Annotated in this window: 23 protein-coding genes; 7 read left to right on the top strand and 16 right to left on the bottom strand. The window is 73.3% G+C overall.

Translation table 11 applies throughout. The features are described 5' to 3' along the window. Positions 1-23 precede the first annotated feature (23 nt). Positions 24-299, top strand: a complete 276-nt coding sequence (locus BM419_RS22630) for a hypothetical protein (RefSeq protein ID WP_091927737.1) — start codon at positions 24-26, stop codon at positions 297-299. Between the two features lie 57 nt (positions 300-356). Then, positions 357-1217: a hypothetical protein gene (locus BM419_RS22635; RefSeq protein ID WP_020091038.1), complete on the top strand. Its 861-nt coding sequence runs from the start codon at positions 357-359 to the stop codon at positions 1215-1217. A 15-nt stretch (positions 1218-1232) separates the two neighbouring features. Here BM419_RS22635 and BM419_RS22640 read toward each other — a convergent pair whose 3' ends face one another. From BM419_RS22640 to BM419_RS22665, 6 genes are all read right to left on the bottom strand, one after another. After that, positions 1233-1613, bottom strand: a complete 381-nt coding sequence (locus tag BM419_RS22640) for a response regulator (RefSeq protein WP_091927738.1) — start codon at positions 1611-1613, stop codon at positions 1233-1235. A gap of 128 nt (positions 1614-1741) precedes the next feature. Continuing rightward, complete coding sequence (locus tag BM419_RS22645) at positions 1742-3094, bottom strand: LLM class flavin-dependent oxidoreductase (RefSeq protein WP_091927739.1); 1353 nt, start codon at positions 3092-3094, stop codon at positions 1742-1744. A 19-nt stretch (positions 3095-3113) separates the two neighbouring features. After that, the gene (locus BM419_RS22650) at positions 3114-3662 is read right to left on the bottom strand and encodes a cupin domain-containing protein (RefSeq protein ID WP_056522807.1); all 549 of its coding nucleotides are present in this window, start codon (positions 3660-3662) and stop codon (positions 3114-3116) included. Positions 3663-3681: 19 nt separating this feature from the next. Next, a complete protein-coding gene (locus BM419_RS22655) occupies positions 3682-4620 on the bottom strand; it encodes an ABC transporter substrate-binding protein (protein WP_091927740.1) in 939 nt (312 codons plus the stop codon). Continuing rightward, positions 4620-5714 (bottom strand): LLM class flavin-dependent oxidoreductase, encoded by a 1095-nt coding sequence (locus tag BM419_RS22660; protein WP_020091043.1) that lies wholly within the window; start codon positions 5712-5714, stop codon positions 4620-4622. Before BM419_RS22660 ends, BM419_RS22655 begins: the two co-directional genes overlap by 1 nt. Before the next feature lie 27 nt (positions 5715-5741). Continuing rightward, positions 5742-6887, bottom strand: a complete 1146-nt coding sequence (locus tag BM419_RS22665) for an acyl-CoA dehydrogenase family protein (protein ID WP_091927741.1) — start codon at positions 6885-6887, stop codon at positions 5742-5744. Between the two features lie 491 nt (positions 6888-7378). Between BM419_RS22665 and BM419_RS22670 the strand changes: the two genes are divergently transcribed. From BM419_RS22670 to BM419_RS22680, 3 genes are read left to right on the top strand one after another with little or no spacing between them, the layout of a single operon-like run. Continuing rightward, positions 7379-8479, top strand: a complete 1101-nt coding sequence (locus BM419_RS22670; protein ID WP_091927742.1) for an ABC transporter substrate-binding protein — start codon at positions 7379-7381, stop codon at positions 8477-8479. A gap of 8 nt (positions 8480-8487) precedes the next feature. Next, the gene (locus BM419_RS22675; RefSeq protein WP_091927743.1) at positions 8488-9492 is read left to right on the top strand and encodes an ABC transporter permease; all 1005 of its coding nucleotides are present in this window, start codon (positions 8488-8490) and stop codon (positions 9490-9492) included. Continuing rightward, complete coding sequence (locus tag BM419_RS22680) at positions 9486-10277, top strand: ABC transporter ATP-binding protein (RefSeq protein WP_091927744.1); 792 nt, start codon at positions 9486-9488, stop codon at positions 10275-10277. The genes BM419_RS22675 and BM419_RS22680 overlap by 7 nt, the downstream gene beginning before the upstream one ends. A gap of 12 nt (positions 10278-10289) precedes the next feature. On the opposite strand, the gene BM419_RS22685 is transcribed toward BM419_RS22680, so the two are convergent. The 4 genes from BM419_RS22685 to BM419_RS22700 all read right to left on the bottom strand — a co-directional run bounded on the left by BM419_RS22685 (position 10290) and on the right by BM419_RS22700 (position 14670). Further along, a complete protein-coding gene (locus BM419_RS22685) occupies positions 10290-11648 on the bottom strand; it encodes an MFS transporter (RefSeq protein ID WP_091927745.1) in 1359 nt (452 codons plus the stop codon). Between the two features lie 40 nt (positions 11649-11688). Beyond that, positions 11689-12603: an amidohydrolase family protein gene (locus tag BM419_RS22690; RefSeq protein ID WP_091927746.1), complete on the bottom strand. Its 915-nt coding sequence runs from the start codon at positions 12601-12603 to the stop codon at positions 11689-11691. Between the two features lie 4 nt (positions 12604-12607). Beyond that, entirely contained in the window at positions 12608-13843 is a 1236-nt protein-coding gene (locus tag BM419_RS22695) for an MFS transporter (protein WP_091927747.1), read from the bottom strand. Positions 13844-13929: 86 nt separating this feature from the next. Then, positions 13930-14670, bottom strand: a complete 741-nt coding sequence (locus BM419_RS22700) for a GntR family transcriptional regulator (protein WP_091927748.1) — start codon at positions 14668-14670, stop codon at positions 13930-13932. A 223-nt stretch (positions 14671-14893) separates the two neighbouring features. Between BM419_RS22700 and BM419_RS22705 the strand changes: the two genes are divergently transcribed. Then, a complete protein-coding gene (locus BM419_RS22705; RefSeq protein ID WP_244540829.1) occupies positions 14894-15073 on the top strand; it encodes a hypothetical protein in 180 nt (59 codons plus the stop codon). A 398-nt stretch (positions 15074-15471) separates the two neighbouring features. After that, positions 15472-17790 carry a catalase/peroxidase HPI gene (gene katG, locus BM419_RS22710; RefSeq protein ID WP_091927750.1) on the top strand — a complete coding sequence of 773 codons (2319 nt, stop codon included), beginning with the start codon at positions 15472-15474 and terminating at the stop codon, positions 17788-17790. A 61-nt stretch (positions 17791-17851) separates the two neighbouring features. Here the strand turns inward: katG and BM419_RS22715 are convergent, their stop codons facing one another. The 6 genes from BM419_RS22715 to BM419_RS22740 form a co-directional block, all read right to left on the bottom strand. Beyond that, complete coding sequence (locus BM419_RS22715; RefSeq protein ID WP_091927751.1) at positions 17852-19006, bottom strand: M20 aminoacylase family protein; 1155 nt, start codon at positions 19004-19006, stop codon at positions 17852-17854. Between the two features lie 78 nt (positions 19007-19084). Next, positions 19085-20455, bottom strand: a complete 1371-nt coding sequence (locus tag BM419_RS22720) for a DUF3100 domain-containing protein (protein ID WP_244540830.1) — start codon at positions 20453-20455, stop codon at positions 19085-19087. A gap of 219 nt (positions 20456-20674) precedes the next feature. Beyond that, complete coding sequence (locus BM419_RS22725; RefSeq protein WP_091927753.1) at positions 20675-22213, bottom strand: aldehyde dehydrogenase family protein; 1539 nt, start codon at positions 22211-22213, stop codon at positions 20675-20677. Beyond that, on the bottom strand, positions 22213-23097 hold the full coding sequence (locus tag BM419_RS22730) for an NAD(P)-dependent oxidoreductase (protein ID WP_091927754.1): 885 nt from the start codon (positions 23095-23097) through the stop codon (positions 22213-22215). The genes BM419_RS22725 and BM419_RS22730 overlap by 1 nt, the downstream gene beginning before the upstream one ends. A gap of 101 nt (positions 23098-23198) precedes the next feature. Beyond that, the gene (locus BM419_RS22735; protein ID WP_091927755.1) at positions 23199-24110 is read right to left on the bottom strand and encodes a LysR family transcriptional regulator; all 912 of its coding nucleotides are present in this window, start codon (positions 24108-24110) and stop codon (positions 23199-23201) included. Next, entirely contained in the window at positions 24107-25348 is a 1242-nt protein-coding gene (locus BM419_RS22740; protein ID WP_091927756.1) for an amidohydrolase, read from the bottom strand. The genes BM419_RS22735 and BM419_RS22740 overlap by 4 nt, the downstream gene beginning before the upstream one ends. Between the last annotated feature and the right edge of the window lie 7 nt (positions 25349-25355).

Raw genomic sequence — 25355 nt, forward strand, 5'->3', positions numbered from 1 at the left:
ATCGGGGCGACCGGAGATGCGTCATGGCTGGAGAAGCGAAGAGGGCCGGGCCGAAGCGCCGGCAGGACGACCCCGATCCGGCGCGCGCCGAGGGCGAGAAGGTCGGCGCGCGCATCGATGCCGCCTTCGAGAAGCTCGCCGGGAAGCTGCGCGCCCGCGCCGACAGGGCCCGCGCCAAGCTCGACGCGGCGACGAAGGCCGAGAAGCGGGCGGTGCTGCTGCGCCGCTACGAACTCTACGCGGACGCGGCGGCCTATCTCGAGGAGCGGCTCGTCGATCGCGGGGGGCGATCCGCGTGATCTCCATCGACCCGGCCGGGCGCGGCGCCGCCCGACGCAGCTGACGGCGAGGATCCCATGTTCGACGCGACCAAGATGCTCGCCGACGCCCTCGGCGAGCACCTGGCCCTGACCTACCAGCGGACCTTCGGCAGCCGGGAGCCGCGCTACGCCGAGATCATCGAGGCCGCGGCGCGCCTGACGATCGAGCGGATCGTCGGGAGCGACGCCCTCTACCATGACGGCGACCACACGGCCCTCGTCACCCTGGTCGCCCAGGACATCCTCCGCGGCCGCTTCCTGCAGCAGGGCATCACGCCCGAGGACTGGCTGCACATGATCCTGGCCGCCCTCTACCACGACATCGGCTACGTGCGCGGCGTCTGCGCCGGAGACCGGCTGCAGGCCTTCGTCATCGACGCGCAGGGCACGACCGTCAGCCTGCCCCGGGGCGCCTCTGACGCGGCGCTGGCACCCTACCACGTGGAGCGCTCGAAGCTGGCCGTGCAGGAGCGCTTCGGCACGCACGATCTCGTCGACGCGTCCCGGGTCATCCGGGCGATCGAGCTGACCCGCTTCCCGGTCCCCGAGGACGATTCCCATCGCGAGACCGGGACCGAGGCCGGCCTGCTGCGGGCGGCCGACCTGATCGGTCAGCTCGGCGACCCGCTCTACCCGCGCAAATTGAACGCCCTGTTCCACGAATTCGCCGAGATCGGCGTCAACGCGGAACTCGGCTACGACAGCCCGGCCGACCTCGCGGAGCGCTACCCGTCGTTCTTCTGGGGCAAGATCGAGCCCGTGATCGGAGACGCGATCCGGTTCCTCGACCTCACGGTCGAGGGGCGGGGCTGGGTCGCGAACCTCTACGCCCACGTCTTCGCCATCGAGCACGACCGCCGGCGCATGGGCCCGCATCCCGGGCCGGGCCCTCTCTGAGGCGGCGCGGCGGCCTCAGGCGGCCGCGACGAGCCTGGTCACGGCCCGGACCAGCTCCGCCGCCACGAAGGGCTTCTCCAGGATGGGCCGGCTCGCCTCGGCCGGGGCGCCGGTGACCCGCACGTCGCCGGTGGCGAACAGGTACGGCACGCCGAGGACGCCGAGACGCTCGGCGACCGGATAGACGCTGTTCCCGTCGCCCAGATTCACGTCGAGCACCGCGGCGTGGGGCGTCTGCTCGGCGATCAGGTCCAGGGCGAGATCCGCGCGCGGGACCGGGCCGATCACCTCGGCCCCGGCGCTGTGCAACCAGCGCTTGACCTCGCTGGCGATGAAATACTCGTCCTCGACGACGAGGACGCGGCACCCGGACAGGGGCGGAACAGCCTCGGGCACGATCCCCTCCCATCGGCGCGCGACGATCCGAGAATAACCGCGCGACACGACCGGAGGTTCGCGCCGTTCGCATGATCCATCACGCACCCCGACGGCGCGGGCCTGCGCCGGCCCGCGCGGCGGGTCGATCAGCCCCCTGGCCGAGCCGGGGCGTCGGGCGGGAAGAAGCGGTTGGCCGGCCGCGCGAGGCCGAGATGGTCGCGCAGCGTCGTCCCGGCGTAGTCCCGGCGGAACAGCCCGCGCCGCTGCAGCTCCGGCACCAGCCGGTCGACCACGTCGTCGAGACCCTCGGGCACGAACGGGAACATCACGTTGAAGCCGTCGCAGGCGCGGGTCTCCAGCCACTCCTCCATCCGGTCGGCCACCTGCGCGGGCGTGCCGACCATCTGCAGGCCCCCGTAGCCGCCGACCTTGCGGGCGAGTTCCCGCACGGTCGCGCCGGTGCGCCGGGCGTAGTCGACGATCTGGGCCTGCCCGCTCTTGCTGGCGTTGCTCTCGGGGAGCTCCGGGAGCGGCGCGTCGAGGGCGAAGCCCGACGCGTCGACGCCGAGGCGGACCGAGAGGTTGGCGAGGCCGCTGTCGCGATGGACGAGGTCGTCGAGGCGCGCCTTCTTGGCCTGCGCCTCGTCCTCCGTCTCGCCCAATACGATGAAGCAGCCGGGCAGGATCTTGAGCTGGTCCGGGTCGCGCCCCGCCGCCGGCATGCGGCCCTTCACGTCGGCGTAGAAGGCCCGGGCCGCCTCCACGGTCGCGGCCGCGCCGAACACCATCTCGGCGGTCTCGGCGGCGATCTGCTTGCCGGCCTCGGAGGCGCCGGCCTGGACGATCACCGGCCAGCCCTGCACCGGCCGGGCGACGTTGAGCGGGCCCTTCACCTTCAGGAAGTCGCCGCGGTGGTCGAGGACGCGCATCTTCGCCGGGTCGAAGAACAGGCCGCTCGCCGGATCCATCGTGAAGGCGTCGTCGGCGAAGGAATCCCACAGGCCGGTCACCACGTCGAAGAACTCGCGGGCGCGGGCGTAGCGGGTGGCGTGCTCCAGATGCGCGTCGCGGCCGAAGTTCAGGGCCTCGTCCGGGTTGCCGGAGGTGACGAGGTTCCAGCCGGCCCGCCCCTTCGAGATATGGTCGAGCGAGGCGAACTTTCGGGCGACGTGGTAGGGCTCGTTGTAGGTTGTCGACGCGGTGGCGATCAGGCCGATCCGATCGGTGAGCACGGCGAGCGCCGGCAGCAGGGTCAGCGGGTCGAACGACGTCACGGTGGCCGAGCGGCGGAGCGCCGCCACCGGCATGTTCATCACCGCGAGGTGGTCGGCCATGAAGAACGCGTCGAACTTCGCGGCCTCCAGCCGCCGGGCGAAGTGCGCCAGGTGCTGGAAGTTGAAGTTCGCGTCCGGATAGCCGCCCGGATAGCGCCACCACGCGGTGTGGATGCCGACCGGGCGCATGAAGGCGCCGAGATGCAGCTGGCGGTCCCGGCTCATCGCTGCCGTCTCCAGTCTCTCACGGATGCTTGTGGATCGGGTCGACCCAGTACACCGTCTCGGGCGCCTCTGCGGCCTCGACGTCGGGCAGGTTGACCACCACCGCCTCGTTGTCGGAGCGCACCAGCACGCAGTGCAGCGGCTCGTCGGTCGAGGCGTTGATCTCCTGGTGCGGCACGAAGGGCGGCACGAAGATGAAGTCGCCCGGCCCGGCCTCGGCGACGTATTCGAGCCTGTCGCCCCAGCGCATCCGGGCGCGGCCCGAGACCACGTAGATCACGCTCTCCAGTTCGCCGTGGTGGTGCACGCCGGTCTTGGCGTCGGGCTGGATCGCCACCGTGCCGGCCCAGATCTTCTGGGCGCCGACCCGGGCGGCGTTGATCGCGGCCTGCCGGTACATGCCGGGCGTCTGCGCGGTGTTGGCGTCGAGCCGGTCGCCGGGGATCACCCGAACGCCGTCGTGCTTCCAGCGCTCGGACGCCCCGTGATCGTGGGCGTGAGCATGGGCGTGATCGTGGGCGTGGCCATGATCGTGGCTGTGGCCGTGGTCGTCGCCGTGGTCGTGCATGTCGGGTCCTCCCGCGCCATCATTGCACGGCGGCGGCGGTTTGCGAGACGCTCGTGTCGAGGATCGCCTCGGCCCGCGGCGCGCGGGCCTTCGGGATCAGCCCGGCGCGGACGTAGAGATCGATGTTGCGCTGCTCGTCGGCGATCACGGACGCGTCGATCGGGACGGCCCGGTAGGCGGCGCGGCCGAACCAGCGCAGCGGCACCGCCTCCGGCAGGCCGATGAGCTTCGACCAGACGGACGCGTAGGGCGCCGGATCCTTCAGGGCCCAGGCCCGGGCGCGGGCGAGGCGCGCGCCGAAATCGGCGAGCAGCGCCCGCTTGGTCCGGATCGCGTCGTCGCTCGCCACCGCGAAGGTCAGGCCCGGGGTGATGCCGTTACCGTCGCGGATCACCCGGACGAGGCCGGCGAGCTCCGCCGTGGAGGTGTAGGGCTCCCAGGTCGACCAGGCGTCGACCGCCCCGGAAGCCAGCGCGATCTTGGCGTCGGCCGGCGGCAGGAAGCTGAAGGTCACGCTGTCGGCGGGCAGCCCCGCCTCCTCCAGCGCCGCCAGGACCACCTGATGGCCGATCGAGCCGCGGTTCGTCGCGACGCGCTTGCCCTTCAGGTCCGCCACGGTACGGAGGGGCGATTCCTTGAGCACCAGGATCGCCAGCCCGTCCTGCCGGTTGCGGAAGGCCAGGAAGGCCTTCACCGGCACCCCGGCGGCGGCCGCGAAGGTGAAGGGCGCGTCGCCGACGCCGCCCGCGTCGATCGCGCCGGCGTTCAGCGCCTCGAGCAGGGGCGCGGCCGCCGGGAACTCGCTCCAGTCGAGCCGGTAGGGCAGCCCATCGAGCACGCCGGCCGCCTCCATCAGCGCGCGGGCGTTGCCGCGCTGGTCGCCGACCCGCAGCACCTCCTGCGCGTGCGCCGGCCGGACCACCAGGAGCGCCAGCAGGGCGAGGATGACGGCGCGCATCAGGCGGCCTCGGCGGCGCCGCGGCGCCCGAGGGCGGCGCGGACGGCGGGCAGCAGCGCCCGGCCGTACTGGAGCGCGTCCTCCAGCGGGTCGAAGCCGCGGATCAGGAAGGTCCGCACGCCCAGGTCGTGATAGTCGAGCAGGGCGTCGGCGACCTGCTCGGGGGTGCCGACCAGGGCGGTCGAGTTGCCCGCCGCCCCGGTCTCGGCCGCGATGGCGGTGAACAGGCGCTTGTCGTGGCGCGGCCCCGCGGCCGCCGCCGCGAGGAGCCGCCGGGAGCCCTCGTTCTGCGGCGTCGCCGCCGGGCCGAGGCCCTTGGCGGCCCGGACGGCCCGGGTCCGGGCCAGGATGTCCTCGGCGCGCTCCCAGGCCCGCGCCTCGGTCTCGGCGAGGATCGGCCGGACCGACAGGCTGAAGCGCGGCGCCCGCCCGTGGGCCGCGGCCGCCGCCCGCACCCGGCCGATCAGCTCGGCGACCTGCGCGTGGGTCTCGCCCCAGAGGGCGTAGGTGTCGGCGTGGCGGCCGGCCACCGCCAGCGCCGCCGGCGAGGCGCCGCCGAAATAGACCGGGATCGCGTTGACCGGCTTCACCTCGGAGAAGCCGCGCTCCACCCGGTAGTGATCGCCCGCGTAGTCGAACGGCTCCGCGGCGGTCCAGCTCTGCCGGACGATGTCGAGGAACTCCCGGGTGCGGGCGTAGCGCGCGTCCTTGGTGAGGTGGTCGCCGTCCTGGGCGAGTTCCCGGTCGTCGCCGCCGCTGATCACGTGGATCGCGACCCGGCCGCCGGTGAGCTGGTCGAGGGTCGCGAATTGCCGCGCCGCCACGGTGGGCGCCGTGAATCCGGTGCGGTGGGCGATCATCAGTCCCAGCCGCTCGGTCACGGCGGCGACCTGCCCGGCGAGCAGGAGGGCGTCCGGCGTGGTCGCGTGGAAGGCCACCAGCACCCGGTCGAACCCGCCCCATTCGTGCGCCTGCGCCAGGAGCTTCAGGTAGTCGCGGTCGATGGACGGCCCCGCCGCCGGGTGGATCTCGGAGGTGTGCCGGGGGGCGACGAAGCCGATGAACTCGACGGCATCGGGGGGAAGCAGGCTCATGGTGCGATCTCCGGGTCGAGGGCGGGTTCAGGCGCCGAGGGCGGCCCTGCCGGCGGCGGCGCGGACGGCGTCCCCTTGCGGCCAGTGGATGCGCGCGCACAGGACGTCGCGCAGGTGCCGCTCCAGCGGGTTCGCCCGGGACAGGCCGGCGTTGCCGGACAGCTCCGCGGCGCGCTGGACCGCCGCGACGGCGTTCTCCGTGGCGGTGAGCTTCACGAAGCCGGACTCGCGCGGCGGCGGAGGATGTCCCGCATCGACCTCGGCGGCGAGCCCGGCGACGAGGCGCGCGTTGACGGCGAGCAGCCGCTCGTTCTCGCCGACCGCCTCGTGGAAGCGCGGCAGGCTCGCCAGCGGCGCCCCGAGGCTGCCGGGCCGGCGCGCCCGCAGGAAGCCGGTGAACCAGTCCTGCGCCGCCCGGGCCACGCCGTCGTAGAGGGCGGCGAGCAGGGTGCAGCTCCAGGCCTGCTGCCAGGGATCGGGCCCCGACCAGCCGCCCGGCGGCCGCAGGTCGACGGCGTGGTCCCCGGGGATCGGCACGTCCGTGAAGTGGACGTCGTGGCTGCCGGAAGCGCGCAGGCCGAGATGGTCCCAGGTCTCCGCGATGCGGATGCCCGGCGCGTCGAACGGCACCAGGACGGTGCCGGTGCGCGGCTCCGCCTCGTCGGTGCGGACGAAGACGAGGCCGTAGGCGAGCCCCGGCGCCCCGGTCGCGTAGATCTTGTGCCCGGAGATCCGCCAGCTCGCGCCGTCGCGGCGGGCGACCGTGGCCGGCAGGCCGCCCCGCGAGGGCGTCCCGAGTTCGGGCTCGACCCGCAGGGCGTTGATCAGCGCCCCCCGCGCCACCGCCGCCGCGCCGACCGCGTCGGCGAGCGCGCGCGGCCACGGGGTGTCGGGCCGGTGGATCAGCCCGTGCTGGAGGTACTGCATCGCCACGACCAGGGCGGTCGCCGGGTCGGCGGCGCCGAGCGCGCGCACCAGAGCGGCGGCCCGCGCGAGACCCGCGCCGCCGCCGCCGAGACGCCGCGGCACGGTGACGGCCAGGAGCCCGGCCTCCCGGAGCGCCGCGAGGGAGTCGTGCGGGAAGGTCCCCGCGCGGTCGTGGTCGGCCGCGCGGGCGGCGAGCCGTCCGGCGAGGCTGCGGACGATGTCGGGGGGCGGGACGGCGACAGTCATGGGGTGTTCGGCGACGTGATCGGCGGGCGGCCGCGCGGCACCATCCCGGGAGCCGCGATGGTCCGCCCGGACCCGGGTCGCGTCAACGGAATGCCGTTCCGAATATTCATGGATCGGAAGGAGGATGTTGCCGCGTCGTCGGACGGTGAAGAAGAACGTGTTTCCGCCCCCCCGGGGGCAGGAATCGATCGTTCTCCCGGTCGTCGTTCGGGATCCCGCCATCGAGAGACAGACGAGCGACGCTCCTCGCCGATGAGCCGGGGCGCCTGAGCGCCGTGCGACGGCGCCGATCCGTGAATGATCTTACCCGATCGCGCGAAAATAGAGGAAACGCTTTCGTTGACTCGGTCCTGCAGCGATCGAATACTCGGCACCCTGATCCCTCGACGGATCATTCCCGAAGACGAGGACGCCAGATCCGCCCGGTCGCGCCACCGGTGCGGTGACGCGCGCCGTTCCCGCCGCGCGGTCGCGCGGCCCGGAGACCCGAGATGACCGACGCGCCCTCCCGACCGGGCAGCCCCTCCTCCGATCCATCGCCTTCCCGGCGGCGCCTGCTGCAGGTCGGCGCCGCGGCCGCCGCCCTGCCGCTCGGCCTCGGCATGGGCACCGGCCGCGCCTGGGCACCCGGACCGGGGACGCCGTTCGACCCCGGCCCGCTCTGCCGACCCGCCGCCGCGGAGGCGCCCGCGGGCCCGCTCCGGACGGTGAAGCTGGCCTGGAACGCCACGGCCATCTGCACGGCGGCCGCGCCGCTCGCCAAGGAGCAGGGGATCTTTGCCCGGCACGGCCTCGACGTGGAGTTCGTCAATTTCGGCGGCTCGACCGAGGCCCTGCTGGAGGCGATCGCCACGGGCAAGGCCGATGCCGGGATCGGCATGGCCCTGCGCTGGCTCAAGCCCCTGGAACAGGGCTTCGACGTGAAGATCACCGCGGGGCTGCACGGCGGCTGCCTGCGGCTGCTCAGCGCCAAATCCTCCGGCATCGCCGACATCGCCGGGCTGAAGGGCAAGACGATCGCGATCAGCGACCAGGCGAGCCCGGCCAAGAACTTCTTCGGCCTGCTGCTCGCCAAGGCGGGGATCGACCCGGAGAGCGGGGTCGAGTGGCGGCAGTACCCGGCCGACCTGCTCAACCTCGCGGTGGAGAAGGGCGAGGCGCAGGCGCTGGCCGATTCCGACCCGCGGACCTGGATCTGGCTGAAGGACCCGCGCTTCACCGAGGTCGCCACCAACCTGTCGGGCGAGTTCGCCACCCGCACCTGCTGCGTCGTGGCCGCCCGCGGCAGCCTGATCCGGAACGACCGCGCGGTGGCGGCCGCGCTGACCCGGGCGATCCTGGAGGGCGGCCACGCCGTCCACCGGGATCCCGAGGCCGCGGCCCGGGCCTTCTCCGGCTACGGCGGCAAGGGCTCGATCGCGGATCTCGCCGCGATGCTGCGCAGCCAGCAGCACGGCGACAGCCCGGTCGGCGGCGATCTCAAGCAGCAGCTCGCGCTCTACGGGGACGAGCTGAAGCAGGTGAACGTCCTGCGGCGGTCCACCGACACGGCGAAGTTCGCCGAGCGGATCTACGCCGACGTGCTGAGCTGAGGCGCGCCATGTCCGGAAGCATCACCGCCGGCGTCGCCCCGCGGGCCGCCGCCCCGTCCCGAAGGCTGCCGCGGCCGCCCTGGCGGATCGTCCTCGCGGGCGGCGCCTGGCTCGCCCTGGCCGGCGTGACCCTCGGCCTGCCCGAGGCGGACGACCTGCCCGAGACCGCGGCCCTCGGGTCCGGCGCGGCGGCGCTCGGCCTCGCCCTCCTAACGCTCGCGCCCGTGGCGACCCGCCTCGGCCCTCTCGGGTCGCGGCTACGGTACTGGAGCCCCTGGCTCACGGTGCTGGCGGTGGCGCTGCTGGTCTGGGAGGTTGTCACCGCGAAGTTCGCCCTGCTGCCGATGCCGTTCTTCCCGTCGCCCCAGGCGATCCTGGAGGTCTTCCTCGACGACTGGCCGAAGCTCGGCGGCAGCATCCTCAACTCCCTGATCCTGCTCTCCGGCGGCTACGCCATCGGGGCGGCGACCGGCTTCGTCCTGGGCGTCGCCATCGGCACCTTCCGGGCGGTGGGCTACTGGGCCCATCCGGTGCTGCGCTTCGTCGGGCCGCTGCCGGCCACGGCGTGGCTGCCCCTCGCCTTCTTCGTCTTCCCGTCCTCGTGGTCGGCCAGCACCTTCCTGGTGGCGCTGGCGACCGGCTTCCCGGTCACGGTGCTGACCTGGTCGGGGGTGGCGGGCGTCAACAAGGCCTATTTCGACGTGGCGCGGACGCTCGGCGCCTCGGGCGGCTTCCTGATCCTGCGTGTGGCGATCCCGGCGGCGCTGCCGCACGTCTTCGTCGGGCTGTTCATGGGGCTCGGCGGCTCCTTCGCGGTGCTGGTCGTGGCCGAGATGCTCGGCGTGAAGTCCGGCCTCGGCTGGTACCTCCAGTGGGCGCAGGGCTGGGCCGCCTACGCCAACATGTACGCGGCGCTGATCGTGATGGCGCTGATGTGCTCCTCCCTGATCACGCTGCTGTTCCGCCTGCGCGACCGCCTGCTCGCGTGGCAGAAGGGGCTGGTGCAATGGTAGCCGCCGCGACCCTCGAACGCCCCGCCGCCCAGAGCGCCGGGGCCCGCCTGGCGGTCGAGTCCGTCAGCCACGCCTTCGCGATCCGCGGCGCGCCCCTGCCGGTCCTCGACCGGGTGAGCCTCGACGTGGAGCCCGGCGGCTTCGTGGCCCTGCTCGGCCCCTCGGGCTGCGGCAAGTCCACCCTGCTGCGGCTCGTCGCCGGCCTGGAGCCGCCCGACCAGGGCGCGATCCGGGTCGACGGCGACCTGGTGGAGGGCCCGGACCCGTCCCGGCTCCTCGTCTTCCAGGACCCGACGCTCTATCCGTGGCGCACCGTGCGCGGCAACGTCGCCCTGGGGCTGGAGGCCCGCGGCGTCGGGCGGTCGCGGGCGGCCCTCGTCGACCAGGCGCTGGGGCTCGTCGGCCTCACGGGCTTCGCCGACGTCTACCCGCACCAGCTCTCCGGCGGCATGGCGCAGCGGGCGGCCCTCGCCCGGGCGCTCGTCAACGCGCCGCGCCTGCTGCTCCTCGACGAGCCGCTGGGCAAGCTCGACGCCCTGACGCGTCTGGCCATGCAGGCCGAGATCCTGCGGCTCTGGCAGGAGAAGCGCTTCACCGCGCTCCTCGTCACCCACGACGTCGAGGAGGCGCTGGTGCTGGCCGAGCGCGTGATCGTGCTCTCGGACCGCCCGGCCGCGATCCGGGCCGAGCTGCCCGTCGCGGCGCCCTATCCGCGCCACCGCGACAATGCCGAGATCGTGCGGCTGCGCCGGGAGATCCTGGGGATCCTCGGCCAGCCGACCTGACGGGCCGCCGCCTCAGCCGCGGGCGATCGACGGGGTCGCCCCGACGGTCGCCGCCCGCGGCTGATGCCGGCCGATCCAGAAGACCAGGGCGCAGCCGACGCCGGTGAGCGCGCAGAGCGGCAGCAGGGCGACGGGGAAGCTGCCGGTCTGCTCGCGCAGCACGCCGATCAGCGAGGTGATCGCCCCGGTTCCGAGATGCGCCAGGGTGTTGATCGCCGCGATGCCGGCGGCCGTCTGGGCCGGCGGCAGCGTCTCCGTGGCGAGGGCGAAGAACGGGCCCTTGATCGCGTAGTTGCCGAGCAGAACCAGCGAGAGCAGGACCAGCGTCATCCAGAGCGAGCCCGTCAGGAGCGTCAGGGCAAAGCTCACCGAGGTCAGCGCCAGCGGCAGGGCCGTGCTCCAGATCCGCTCGCCGCTGCGGTCCGCCCGCAGGCCCCAGACGATCATGAAGACCGAGGCGATGCCGAACGGGATCATGTTCAGCAGGCCGGTCTGCAGGTTGCTGAGGCCGAACCCTTTGAGGATCTGCGGCATCCACAGCGACAGCGTGTTGCTGGTGGCCGAGCTGCCCGCGTAGATCACGGCGAGCAGCCAGACCTGCCGGCTCGCGAGCACCGCCCAGACCGCCGCGAGGCCGTGGGCGTGGTGCCCGGCGCTCGCCTCTGCGGCGCGCCGCTCGGTCTCCAGCCGGTCCGTCAGCCAGTCGCGCTCCGCCGGGCTCAGGAAGGTCGCCTCGGCCGGCCGGCTCGGCAGCAGCACGAGGGCGGCGACGCCGAGCAGGACGGCCGGGACCGCCTCCATGATCAGCAGCCACTGCCAGCCGCGCAGGGACGCGGCGCCGTCGAGGGTGAGCAGCGCCGCCGAGAGCGGCGAGCCGAAGAAGCTGGAGAGCGGGATCGCGACCATGAACATCGCCACGATCCGCGCCCGGTAGGCCTTGGGGAACCAGTAGGTCAGGTACAGGATCACGCCGGGGAAGAACCCGGCCTCGGCCGCGCCGAGCAGGAAGCGGGCGGTGGCGAAGCTCAGCGGACCGGTGACGAAGGCCGAGCCGATGCCGACGAGCCCCCAGGTGATCATGATCCGCGCGATCCAGATCCGCGCGCCGACGCGCTCCATGGCGAGGTTGCTCGGCACCTCGAACAGGACGTAGGCCACGAAGAACAGGCCGCCGCCCAGGCCGAAGGCCGCGGCGGAGAGGCCGAGATCGTGGTTCATGGTCAGCGCCGCGAAGCCGACATTCACCCGGTCGACGTAGGCGATGAAGTAGCAGAGCACGAGGAAGGGGATCAGGCGCAGGCCGACCTTCCGCATCGTTCGGCTCTCGAAGGCGGCCGCGTCCGCCGCGTGTGGCGTGGTCGGTGTTGCCATGGTCCTGTCCTCGCTGGAATTCGGGCGGGGCCGCCTCGGCCTAGCGGTCGAAGCGGAAGAGTTCGGCGGGCGTCTCGGCCAGGACGATCCGGCGCTCGGCCGGGTCCGGCACCCAGGCGTCGAGATCGCGCCGGGCCTCGGCGGGGCTGGCCTGGGTCTCGAACTGCGTGTGCGGCCAGTCGCTGCCCCAGAGCAGGCGCCGCGCCCCGAAGGCGCCGCGCAGGCGCTCGGCGGCCTGCACCGCCGTCTGCCGGCCGGCCTCGCCGCTGCCGATGCGGTAGGCGCCCGAGAGCTTGACCCAGACGCGGCCGCCGCGGCCGAAGCCGAGCAGGTCGGCGAAGCCCGGATCGGCGATGCCGAGGGCGGGGTCGATCCGGCCGAAATGATCGACCACCACGGGGACGCCCGCCGCGACCAGCGGCGGCAGCAGCCGCGCGAGGCGCCGCGCCTCGGCCTGGACCTCGATCTGCCAGCCGAGATCCGCGACGCGCGCGAGGTGGGCGCGCCAGACCGGGCCGGCGAAATCCGGGTCCGGCCGGCCGATCAGGTTGAGGCGCAGGCCGACGACGCCCTGCCCGGCGAGGTCGCGCAGGGTCGCGGTCTCGGCCTCCGGGGCCAGCACGGCGATGCCGCGCAGCCGCTCCGGCGCGGAGCGCAGGGCCGAGACCATGTAGCCGTTGTCGGTGCCGAGGAAGCTCGGCTGGATCAACACGCCGCGGGCCATGCCGTTCCGGTCCAGCATGGCACGGTAATCGGCGATGCTCGCGTCGTAGTCAGGGGCGTAGCGCCGGTCGCCCGTGAGGGTGAGGGCCCGGGTGAAGACGTGGGCGTGGGTGTCCACCGCAGCGACGCCGTCGTGGGCGGCAACGGCGGTCCCGGCCGCGCGGCCGCGGGCGGGAAGCGCGAGCGTGACGCCGCCCGCGAGCAGGGTGCGGCAGAAGAGGCGCCGGTTCATCGGATCATCTCACGGTCTGGGGGATCAGCGCGCCACCGGGCTGCCGATCCGGCAGGAGCGCGACGGCGAGGAGGACGAGCCCGTAGGCACCGAGGGCCGACAGGCCGATCGCCGGGCCGAGGCCGCAGATCTCGCTGAGCAGGCCGACGCCGAGGGGCAGCAGGCCGGAGGCGAGGCGGCCGGCGTTGTAGCAGAAGCCCATCCCGGTCCCGCGCAGCCCGTCCGGGAAGAGCTCGCTGAACAGCGCCGCGAGACTCGCGGGGATGCCGGCCGTGCAGAAGCCGAGGGGCGCCCCGAGGAGGAGCAGGCCCGTGCCGCCGACCGGCAGCAGCAGGTACAGGACGACCAGGGCCATGCAGCCGGCGGCGTAGAGCGCCACGGTCCGGCGGCGGCCGAGCCGGTCCACGAGGCCGCCGGCGACGAGGCATCCCAGACCGAAGGCCGCGATGATGATGGCGAGGTAGAGCCCGGTCCCGAGGACCGAGGCGCCGCGCTCGACGCTCAGGTAGGTGGGCAGCCACGTGAACAGGGCGTGGAAGCCCCCGTGGGCGCCGAGGCCGAGCAGCGTCGCGAGCACCGTGATCCGGCGCAGGCCGGGCGCGAAGATCGCGAGCGATCCGGCCGGCGGCCCGGCCGTCCTTCCGACCAGCCGCGCGGGTTCCGGGACGGAGCGGCGGAGGTAGAGCAGGAGGAGTGCCGGCGCGAGGCCGCAGGCGAACAGGGCTCGCCAGGCCGTCTCCTGATCCAGCACCGAGAACGCCGCCGTGGACAGGAGCACGGCCGCGCCCCAGCCGAGCGCCCAGCCGCCCTGGACGGCGCCCAGCGCCCGGCCGCGGTGCTCGGGCCGGATCGCCTCCGCCATGAGCGCGGCGCCGGCCGCCCACTCGGCGCCGAAGCCGATCCCCTGCAGCGCCTTCAGGGTCAGCAGTTGCGTGAAGCTCTGCGCGAAGGCCGCCAGGAAGGTCGCGACCGCGAACCACAGCACCGTGATCTGGAGGGCCCGGACGCGGCCGATCCGATCCGCCGCGAGGCCGCCGAGCCAGCCGCCGATCGCCGCCGCCACGAGCGTGACCGCGCCGATCAGGCCGGCCTCCGAGCGGCTCAGGCCGAAGCTCGCGACCAGCGCGGGAATGGCGAGGCTGAACATCTGCACGTCCAGGGCGTCGAGCGACCACCCGCCCAGACAGGCCCAGAAGGTGCGACGCTCGGCCGGACCGACCTCTCGGTACCAGCGGAACACGGGCTTTCCTCCGTCCTCCGAAGAGGACTAGTCATTTATATGAATAGATGAGCACGCGAGGGTCGGCACGTCAAGGCGCCCGCCTTTCAGCGGATGTCGACGTGATACCGGAAGTCCCGGGCAGCGCCGCGCGTCACCCGCCACTCGATCGGGCGCGCATCGAAGCCGAAGGCGAGGCGCTCGATGACGACGACCGGATCCCCGTCGGCGATCGCGAGGCGCCCCGCGTCGGTCGCGTCGGCGATGCCGACGGTCAGGGTCTCCTCGGCGCGGGCGACGATCTCGCCGCAGAGACGCTCGTAGGCGGGGTAGAGGAGGTCGCCGATCTGCGTCAGCGGGGCTTCGAGGAGCGGCGCGAACCGCGCGGCCGGCAGCCAGATCGTCTCGGACAGGATCGGGCGGCCCTGGAGGTGGCGTGTCCGGATCAGCCGGATCGCGTCGCCGCGCGCGTCCAGGCCGAGGGCCTCGCGGACGGTCGCGGGGGCCGGACAGGCCTCGCGCGACAGGATCCGGCCCTCCGGCACCGCCTGGGTGCCGTCCGGGCCGAGATGCCGGAAGAACCGGAACAGGGACCGGTCGAAGCGCGGCCGCCGAACGAAGGTGCCGCGGCCCTGCTGCCGCTCGACGAGGCCGTCGGCGACGAGGACGTCGATCGCCTTGCGCACGGTGCCGATGGCGACGCGGTGGGTCGCCGCCAGTTCCGCCTCCGTGGGGATCGGTTCGCCCGACCGCCAGACGTTGCGGGCGATCTGGAAGGCGATCTCGTCCCGCAGGCGCTGGTAGAGCGGCAAGCGGAGATCGGGCTGAGGTGCGGTCACGACGGTCATGTGTATGACTGTATGACTATCGCCGGCAGGCGCCAATGGGCGACGGAGCGGTGCCGGCGCGCGCTGATCCCGTGGTCCACAGCGTCGCAGTACAGGACCCATTCGCCGGGCCGCGGGTTTCCGCCGGGATTTCCCGGGATCTTGGTCCAGCGAGGCGCGGATGGTCGAATATCGTACGTCTCGAGAGACCCGTCAGGGTCGGCGCGGCAGGCCGGTTCTGATCGTGCTCCTCGTGAGTGTGGGGTTGATGGTCGCCGCCCTGGCCGGCCTGATGATCTGGCACGGTGAGACCGCGCCGCCCGACTACGCCAGCCAGAGTCAGGCCGCCGCCCGCAAGGTCGTCACCGGCTCCGAGAGCGGATCAATCAGCGCCCCGCCGGCCGGGACGCGATCCACGCCCTGACCGACGTCGACCGGCGCCGGCCGTTTCGATCGGTCCGCGCGGGGACAGGACCTCCCCCCGCGAGACGACCATCATGACGGTCGGCCCACAGCTCCAAGACGAAGGGCAATGCCCGGGCGCGGGCCGTTGTCGACGTCGAGTCGATGCCGGCTCTCCGCGACGGCGGCGACAGGGCAGATCGCGACAACGTCATCGCGGTCTCTGCGGGAGCCTCCACCGCAAGCCCGGCAAGACTTCGACGCTCCGCGCTTGATCCAGCCGGAGACCGCCTCATTTCGTCACGAGTCTCGAGCGCGACGGGAATCGCCTGAGGGTTCGGACCGCCTGCACCGCCCACCGCCTTCGACGTCCGGGCCCCGCGCGCCCGGCCGTCGCGCAACACCAAGGGGGACCACCCGATGAGCGAGACGATCGACAAGACGGACACGACGTCGTTTCACATGGCAGGCCAGTGTCCGTTCGGCGGCGACCGGATCGGCGGCGCCCACGGCAACCGGCCGACACTGGAGAACTGGTATCCCCACCGCCTGCGGGTGGAAGTGCTCCACCAGAACGGGCTGGCGGCCGATCCCCTGGGCCCGGATTTCGACTACGCGGCCGAGTTCGCCAAGATCGACTTCGACGCGCTCAAGCGCGACATCAAGCAGTTCCTGACCTCGTCGGTGGAGTGGTGGCCGTCCGACTACGGCAATTACGGCCCGCAGATGATCCGCATGGCCTGGCACTCGGCCGGCACCTACCGGATCGCGGACGGGCGCGGCGGCGCCGGCACCGGCATGCAGCGCTTCGCCCCGATCTCGAGCTGGTGGGACAACGGCAACACCGACAAGTCGCGGCGCCTCCTGCAGCCGATCAAGCACAAGTACGGCAACGCCCTGTCGTGGGCCGACCTCATGGTGCTCACCGGCAACTGCGCCCTCGAGATCATGGGCCTGCCGACCTACGGCTTCGCCGCCGGCCGCCTCGACGCCTGGGAGGCGGACGACGCGACCTACTGGGGACCGGAGGTCGTCGAGATGGGCTCGGTCTCGAGCTTCGACGACATGGTCAACCGCGACAAGCGCTGGCGGGGCAAGAACGGCGACGCCGACTACGACCTCGAGAACCCGCTGGCCGCCTCGCACCAGGCGCTGATCTACGTGAACCCGGAGGGCCCCTACGCCAGCGGCGATCCGCTGGCCTCCGCGCGCGACATCCGGATTACCTTCACCCGCATGGCGATGAACGACGAGGAGACCGTGGCGCTGATCGCGGGCGGCCACGCCTTCGGCAAGAGCCACGGCATGGTGCCGGCCAAGGAGATCGGGCCGCCGCCCGAGATGGCGCCGATGGAGGCGATGGGGCTGGGCTGGCACAACCCGAAGGGCACCGGCTCCGGCAAGGACACGATGACCAACGGCATCGAGGGCAGCTGGACCCCGGATCCGACGCAGTGGGACAACGCCTACCTGGAGAACCTCTTCAAGTTCGAGTGGGAGCAGACCAAGAGCCCGGCGGGCGCCCTGCAGTGGACGCCGAAGGATCCCGCCGCGCCGAAGACGCCGGACGCCCACGTCTCCGGCCAGATGCACCCGCTGATGATGATGACGTCCGACATCGCCCTGAAGGTCGATCCCGACTACCGCAAGGTCTGCGAGAAGTTCCTCAACGACTTCGACGCCTTCACCCAGGCTTTCTCCAAGGCGTGGTACAAGCTCACCCACCGCGACATGGGTCCGAAGCACCGCTACCTCGGCCCGGAGGTCGTGATCGAGGACGGGCTCCTGTGGCAGGACCCGCTGCCCGAGCGGGACTACGACCTCGTCGGCGAGGCGGAGATCGCCGCGCTGAAGCAGGCGATCTCCGGCACGGGCCTGTCGGTCTCGGATCTCGCCTTCACGGCCTTCTCGGCGGCCTCGACCTACCGCGACAGCGACAAGCGCGGCGGGGCCAACGGCGGCCGCCTCGCCCTCGCGCCGCAGAAGGACTGGGCCGTCAACCGGCGGGCCGCGCCCGTGGTCGAGGCCCTGCGCGGCGTGATGGCGACCTTCAACGGCGGCCGCAGCGACGGCAAGAAGATCTCGCTGGCGGACCTGATCGTGCTGGGCGGCTGCGTCGCCGTGGAGAAGGCGGCCCGCGATGCCGGGGTCGAGACGCCGGTCCCGTTCACGCCGGGCCGGGTGGACACGACCCAGGCGCTCACCGACCTCGAGATGTTCGAGTGGCTGAAGCCGGTGGTGGACGGGTTCCGCAACTACGTCGACGACGGCTTCGGGCAGATGACGCGCAGCGTCTCGCCGGAGGAGATGTTCCTCGACAAGGCGAACCTGCTGACGCTGACGGCCCCGGAATGGACCGTCCTGACCGGCGGCCTGCGCGCGCTCAACGCCAACCACGACGGGTCGAGCCGGGGCGTCCTGACCGACCGGGTCGGGGCGCTGACGACCGACTTCTTCCGCAACCTGACCGACGTCGATCTGGTCTGGGAGAAGGCGGATGCGGAGGGGATGACCTTCGCGCTCAAGGACCGCGCGAGCGGGCAGACGAAGTTCGAGGCGACCCGCAGCGACCTCGTCTTCGGGTCGAACGCGCAGCTCCGGTCCATCGCCGACGCCTACGCGGGCAGCGACGGCCAGCGGCGCTTCGTGGCGGACTTCGTCAAGGCCTGGGACAAGGTCATGATGCTCGACCGCTTCGACGTGAAGGGTCACCGGCGCTACGGGCCGATGGCGGCCTGACGCCCGCCATCGGGATCGCCCGCGCCTCCGGCGCGGGCGATCTCCCAGGGTGCGCGCCGCGTCACGGCCTGAGGCTGTGCGCCCCCAGCGCGGCCCAGTAGGCGGCGCCGACCGGCAGGGCCTCGTCGTTGAAGTCGTAGCCCGGATTGTGGAGCGGCAGGCTCTTGCGCGTCCCGTCGGTCCCGATCCACGCGTAGGCGCCGGGGCAGGCCTCCAGCATGTAGGCGAAATCCTCCGACGCCATGGAGGGTCCGACCTCGCCCCGGCGCGCGGTGATGTCCGGGACGGCCCCGGCCGCCTCCAGGGCGGCGCCGACGGCGTCGGCGGTGTTGACAGTGGCGGGGTATCCGAACCGGTAGTCCACCTGCGCGCGGGCGCCGTGCGTGGCGGCTGTCCCGCCCGCGATCGCCTCGACGAGTTCGGCCACGCGCTTGCGCACGGCCTCGTCCAGGCAGCGGACCGTGCCGCGGATGACCGCGCGCTCGGGGATGACGTTGTAGGCGTCGCCGCCGTGGATCTGCGTGACGCTGAGCACGACCGGGTCCGTGGGGGCGATCCGGCGGCTCACGATGGTCTGCAGGGCCAGGACGATCTCGGAGGCGACCACCAGCGTGTCGGTGCCGCGCTCCGGCATGGCCGCGTGGGTGCCGAAGCCGGCGACCGCGATCTCGAACGTGTCGAGGGAGGCCATGATGGCGCCGACCCGGGTCGCGAAGGTCCCCAGCGGCAAACCCGGCCAGTTGTGCAGGCCGTAGACGGAATCGCACGGGAACAGCCGGAACAGGCCGTCCTCGACCATGGCGCGCCCGCCGCCCTCGCACTCTTCCGCCGGCTGGAAGATGAAGTGGACCGTCCCGGACAGGTCGGTGCGCGACGCGAGGTGCCGGGCCGCGCCGAGCAGCATCGCCACGTGGCCGTCATGGCCGCAGGCATGCATCACGCCGGGCGTCCGGGAGGCGTGAGCAGCGCCCGTCGCCTCCTGGATCGGCAGGGCGTCCATGTCGGCGCGCAGGCCGATGGTCGGGCCGTCGCCCCGGCTCAGGGTCCCGACCACGCCGGTGCGCCCGAGCCCGGTCTTCACCGACAGGCCGCAGGCGGCCAGTTCCCGGGCGACGAGATCCGCCGTGCGGACCTCCTGGAAGGCCAGCTCGGGATGGGCGTGCAGGTCGCGCCGCCACGCGACCATCCGCTCCACGGTCTCCGCCTCGATGCGCATGCGATCTCTCTCAGATACGGGAGGCTGCCGAAGCGCCTCGATCCCCCGCCCGGACCCTACGCCGATCGGCGCGGCGGTTCACCCCAGCGGCGGGTGCATGAAGAACTGCGCGATGAGGGCCGCGCCGAGGAAGGTCCCGGCATTGGCCATGAACGAGACCACGACGATCCGCCAGCCGAGGCGGCGGAAGGCGGGCACGTCCTTGGCGACCGAGAGCCCCGCGAAGGTCAGGATCGGCGTGGCGAGCGCCAGGAAGTTGAGCTTGCCGGTCAGGGCGGCGATCTCGGCGGCGTAGGGCGTCCCGGGATAGGTCAGCGCCATGCCGATGATCGACACCCAGAGGACGGCGGGCAGGCGCCGGCCGAGGAGCAGGTAGAGGCTCCAGCCGGCGAGCACGGTGCCGATGATGATTGCCATCCCGGCCACGACGCTCGCGTGGGGGACGATACCGTAGGTCAGCCAGTTGCCGATGAGCCCGTAGGCGCCGATCAGAATCCAGGCGAGCACGGTCTCGCCGAGACCGATCCGCACCTCCCCGTGGGCCGGCTGATGGGCCGGCGCCTGCGGGTCGGCGGCCGCCGGGCGGGCGGCGTCCGGCCGGTTGCGGCCGAGGATCGGCTCCAGCTTGCCGTAGGCCCAGATCGTGAAGGGCAGCGACAGGAACAGGGTGAAGTACGTGCCGATCGTGGTGGTCACGAGGTTGCTGGCGGCCGCGAAGGTGGCGACGTCCTTGGCGACCTCGGGCGTCTGCTGGGCCGCGATCGCCCCCGAGGCCGCGGCCATCATGCTGCCGGAGCCGACCCCGGCCCCCATCGCCAGCGCCAGCGGGTTGAAGATGCCGAGGCTGGTGATCAACCCGGCCAGCAGGGCGATGAACACCGCGCCGAACACCGTGCCGGTCAGGTACTCGGCCAGCACGCCGCGCCCCTCCGGCGAGTCCATGCCGTAGCGCTCGCCGATGATGGCGAGGCTGGGCTCGCGGCCGACCGAGAAGGTCGCGCCGATCGCCTCGCGCTTGATGCCGAGCAGGAGCGCCACCGGCAGGCCGAACACCATCGTGCCGAAGAAGTGGCCGAATTCCTGGAAGGCCAGGGCCCAGCCCGAGGCGAGGATCTTCGGCAGCGACCCGCCGACGAGCAGGCCGAGCTTGGCGATGAAGATCAGGAGCGCCGGCTGCAGGTAGGCGCCGGCCGCGTTCTGCAGGGCGCCCGACAGCCGCAGCGGCGCGGGCAGGCGCGGGCTCATCAGCCCCAGCGCGCCGCCCAGCAGCAGGGCCCAGAGCAGCGGGAGCAGCACGATCTTGCCGGCGCCCACCGGGATGCTGACGTTGCCGATCGCCTCCGCGATGACAACGATGACGAGGGCGAGCAGGAACAGCGTCAGCTTACCCCCGCCCGAGACCGGCGGCGCGACCGGCCGCGTGTTCGTCGCAAACAGTTCCCCCGCCATCGTCATCCTCCTTGGCCCCCCTCGGGGCTGCCCCTTGCTCCGCCTGCCGGTCTTGATCGCCGGCTTGGCGTTAGATCGCTGCGCGGACGCCGCCGCGAGGCGTGCCCGAGCCGGATGGAGCGCGGATCCCCTCTCGCGTGCGGGAAAGGGGGGACCGTCGCGCTGTCGGAACCCGCGTCGCTCGCTGCTCAGTCTGTCGCGACGCGATCGGGCACAGCTCTAGCCCACGTAGCCGAAGGTCACGGCCGGCGCGGCGGCGGTCTCGACCCAGACGCTCTTGGTCTGGGTGTAGGCCATCAGCGCCTCGCGGCCGGAGGAGCGGCCGAAACCCGAGCGGCCGAAGCCCCCGAACGGCGAGGCCACGTTGATGGTCTTGTAGCCGTTCACCCAGACGGTGCCGGCCCGAAGCGCCGCCGCGACCCGGTGGCCGCGCCCGCCGTCGCCGGTCCAGACCGCGCCGGCGAGGCCGTAGGGCGTGCCGTTGGCCAGCGCGATCGCCTCGTCCTCGCCGTCGAACGGCAGGACCGCCAGGACCGGGCCGAACACCTCCTCCCGGGCGATCGCCGCGTCCGGCGCGACGCCGTCCACGATGGTCGGGCCGTAGTAGAAACCGCCCGTGTCGCGTAAAGCGGCGGGGCAGGCCCCGCCGGTCGCGATCGTGGCGCCCGCCCCCGCGGCGGCCTCGACCATGTCGGCGATCTTGTCCCGCTGGCGCCGGTTGTTGATCGGGCCGATCTGCGTCTCCGGGTCGGTCGGCGCGCCCACGGGGATGCGCGCGGCGGCGCGGGACAGGCGCTCGACGAAGGACGCGTGGATCGGGCGGTGCACGAGGAGCCGGGAGCCCGCCACGCAGCTCTGGCCGGCGCCGCCGAAGATCGCGGCCTGCGCGCCGATCAGCGCCCGGTCGAGGTCGGCGTCGGCGAACACGATGTTGGCCGACTTGCCGCCGAGCTCCAGCACGCTCGGCACGATGGCGCGGGCCGCCGCGGCGGCGATCTGCGCGCCCGCCTCGGCCGAGCCGACGAACACGACGAGCCGCGTCTCGGGATGGGCGACCGCGGCGGCGCCGGTGGTCGGGCCGGCGCCGGCCAGCACCGAGACGAGGCCGCGCGGGATCCCCTCGGCGCGGTCGCAGAGCAGGCCCAGCGCCAGCGAGGTCAGGGGCGTCAGCTCGGAGGGTTTCAGCACCACGGCGTTGCCGGCGCAGATCGCCGGCGCGATCTGCCAGCCCGCGGTGAAGATCGGCGCGTTCCAGGGGGTGATCTGCACCACGGTGCCGAAGGGCTCGTGGCGGGTGTAATTCAGGTGCGAGGTCGGGACCGGGATGACGTCGCCGTGCAGCTTGTCGCACCAGCCGGCGTAGTACTCGAACATCTCGGCGACCTTGGCGACCTCGCCGCGGGTGTCGCGGATCGGCTTGCCGGCCGAGAGGGTCTCCAGCTCGGCGAGCGCGCCGGCGTGCTGCCGGACCAGCGCGGCGACCGCCCAGAGCGCGCGGCCGCGGGCGGCGGCGCTCATCCCCCACCACGCGCGCTGGGCGTCGCTTGCCGCCGCCATGGCGGCCTCGACGACCGACGGGCCGGCATCGGCGAAGGTCGCGAGCACGCCGCCGTCGGCGGGGTTGGTGAGATCGAGGGCGGCGCCGGTCCCGGCGAAGATCTCGCCGGCCACGACGCTGCCGATGCGGCCGCCCGGCAGCAGGTCGGCCAGGAGGGCGGCGACCCGGTCGGCGGCGGGCGAGTGCGGCGTGCCGGACATCAGTGGGCTCCCTTGGGATCGCGGTAATCGGCCATGCGGGTGAAGTCGGCCGTGTCGGGGATGGCGGGTTGCGTCGCCTGCCAGATCCGCTTCACCTCGGCGGAGAGCGGCAGGTCGATCCCGCATTCGGCGGCGAGTTCGAGGGCGAGGCGCACGTCCTTGCGCATCAGGCCGGCCGAGAAGCCGCTGTCGAAGGTGCCGGACTGGACCCAGCGCGGGACCATGACCTCGCTGATCGCGCTGCGGCCGGTCGCGGTGTTGACGACCTTGACGGCCTCCTCGGCCGAGAGGCCCGCCGCCTCGGAGAGGCGCAGGGCCTCGCCGGTGGTCACGAGATGGGCCGCCACCAGCAGGTTGTTGACGAGCTTGACGATGTTGCCGGCGCCCGACGGCCCGACATGCGGCGCGCGGGCCGACATCGCCTCCAGGACCGGCCGGGCCAGCTCGTAATCCGCCTCGGCGCCGCCGATCATCATGGTCAGGGTGCCCTCGGCGGCGCCGGACGGGCCGCCGCTCACCGGGGCGTCGAGGAGCGCGTGACCGGCCACGGCGAGGCGCTCGGCGAGGCGCCGGGTCGTGCCGGGATCCGAGGTCGATGTGTCGATCACCACCACCTTCCGGTCGGTCCGGGACAGGAGCCCGCCCTCCGCGGTGACCACCGCCTCCACGTCCCGCGCCAGCGGCAGCGAGAACACCAGGGCGTCGGCCCGGCCGAGCACGTCGTTGAGGGCGTCGAGGACGGTGACGCCGGCCGCCTCGGCGGCGGGGCGCCGGGCCGGACTGAGGTCGTAGCCCAGGACCGCGAAGCCCTTGCGGGCCAGGGTCGCGGCCATGCCCAGACCCATGTTGCCGAGCCCGACGACGCCTACCGTTGCGATGGTCATGCCGATCCGTCCTCACGAAGCGGCACGATAGTTCCGGCAAACGAGCGTTGCGACAACAACCGATTTCTGCACGAAGCGTGCGGAAAATCCGCACGCTCGCGTCACGCCGGCGGCAGCCGGAACGCCACCATGTGGTCGGCCAGCCAGCCGAGCAGCCGCGCCGCGCCCTCCGGCAGGCGCCGCCCCGCGCGGATGACGAGGTGGGCGCTCGCCTCCGACAGGATGGCGTCGCGCAGCGGCAAAGCCGCGAGGAGGCCGTCGCGCAGCTCGGCCGCGACCACGAAGCGGGGCAGGAACGCGACGCCCATGGCGGCCATCACGAAGCGGCGGTGCAGCTCGAAGGACGCCGTCTCCAGCCGCGGCACCAGCCGGAATCCGCCGTCGGCCTCGACGCGGCCGATCAGCTGCCGGACCCCGTGGTCGGGGGGCAGGAGGGCGGCGGGTTCGGTGGCGAAGCTGCGCAGCGGGACCGGCGCCGCCCCGTCGGCGAGGGGATGCCCCATCGGCAGGACGGCGAGGAGCGGCTGCCGGGCGGAGACGATCCCACGGACATCCGGGTGCGCGGGCGGGTTGTAGACGAGGCCGATATCCGCGTCCCCCCGGGCGATCGCCGCGAGGATCCCGTCGGTCGTGCCGATCTCGACCTGATAGGCGATGCCCGGATGGTCCTGGGCGAAGCCGGCCAGGGCGTTGTCGAGGAGGTCGATCAGGAAGCCGGCGCCGCAGCGTAGGCTGACCGTCCCCCGCTGCACCCCGCGCAGGCGCTTCAGCTGGTCCTCCAGCAGGGCCGCCTCGTCGGCCTGCCGCTGCGCGTGCTCGGCGACGAGGCGGCCGGCCTCGGTGGGGACCACGCCCCGGGGCAGGCGCTCGAGCAGGGTCTCGCCGACCTGCGCCTCCAGCTCGATGATCTGCCGGCTCACCGCCGAGGCGGCGACGTTCAGGACATCGGCGGCCGCCCGGACCGAGCCCGCGCGCACGACGGCCAGCAGGTAGCGCAGCGCGCGGTCGTTCACGGCGGCGGGTCCCCGGCGGCCGCGCCGCGCCGGTCGACTGCGACGGCGCCCCGCGCCACGACCAGCACGGGCTCCTGGCGCTCCACGATCACCTGCGGCACGCCGCCGGCCGCGAAGGCGATCAGGTCGGCCCGCGCGCCGGGCGCCATCGCGCCCGGACCGAGGCCCAGCACCCGCGCCGGGACGGCGGTGATCGGCGCCAGCAACGCCGCGAGGTCCGCGTCGGTGCGCAGGTCGAACCGGTAGGCGGCGAGCTGGGCGCGGGCGACCATGCCGGTGACCGTGGCGGGGTTCCAGCAGTCGCGGACGTTGTCGGTGCCGAGGCAGACCGGGACGCCGAGTTCGCGCAGCCGCGGGATCGGCGGGCATCGGGCCCCGCCCGGCACGCTGCTGAGGATCGCGACGCCGGCCCGGTTCAGGGCCTCGGCGATCCGGCCGAGTTCCAGGTCGTCGGCCTCCGCGAGGGCGAAGGCGTGGCTGATCGTGACCTGCCCGCCGAGCCCGGCCGCCGCTGTCCGGGCCGCGATCGCCGCGATCGTGGCGAGTCCGGCCGCGCCGCCCTCGTGGAGATGGATGTCGATGCCCCGCCCGTGCCGCTCGGCCAGGGCGAAGACGATGTCGAGGTGACCGTCGCGGTCTCCGTCGATGCCGACGGGATCGAGGCCGCCGACGAGGTCCGCGCCCATCCGCAGGGCCGCGTCCAGGTCGTCGGCGACCGGCGGGCAGCCCAGGATCCCGCTCTGCGGGAAGGCGACGATCTGGATCTGCAGGCGGTCGGCCCAGCGCGCCCGCAGGTCGAGGATCTGGCCGAGGTGGTCGAGCCGCGTGACGTCGTCGACGTCGACATGGGTCCGCAGGCTCGTCGTGCCGCCGCGGAGCATGCGTTCGAGCAGCGCCTCGGCACCCTGCTCGGCGAGCGGGATCCGCGTGGCGCGGCGGAACGCCTTCTCGTCGTCGATGATCGCGCGGACGGACCCCGCCGCCGCGTGCGGGCGCCACGGCAGGCCGAGCAGGCACTTGTCGAGGTGGACGTGCCCGTCCGACAGGCCCGGCAGCACCAGGGCGCCGCCGAGATCGATCGTGCGGCCGGCGGGCGGGAGCGGCGCGGCGGGATCCCGCAGCGCCGACACGCGGTCGCCCCGGATGTCGATCGTCGCCCGGCTTCCCTCGGCGAGCGCGGCGTCGTGGAGGCGCAGGTCGCAAGGGGCGTCCCAGCGCGGTTCGGTGCTCGGCGTCATGGCGGGG

Origin of the sequence: Methylobacterium sp. yr668 (genome assembly GCF_900116245.1) — a bacterium.
Classification (GTDB): Bacteria; Pseudomonadota; Alphaproteobacteria; order Rhizobiales; family Beijerinckiaceae; genus Methylobacterium.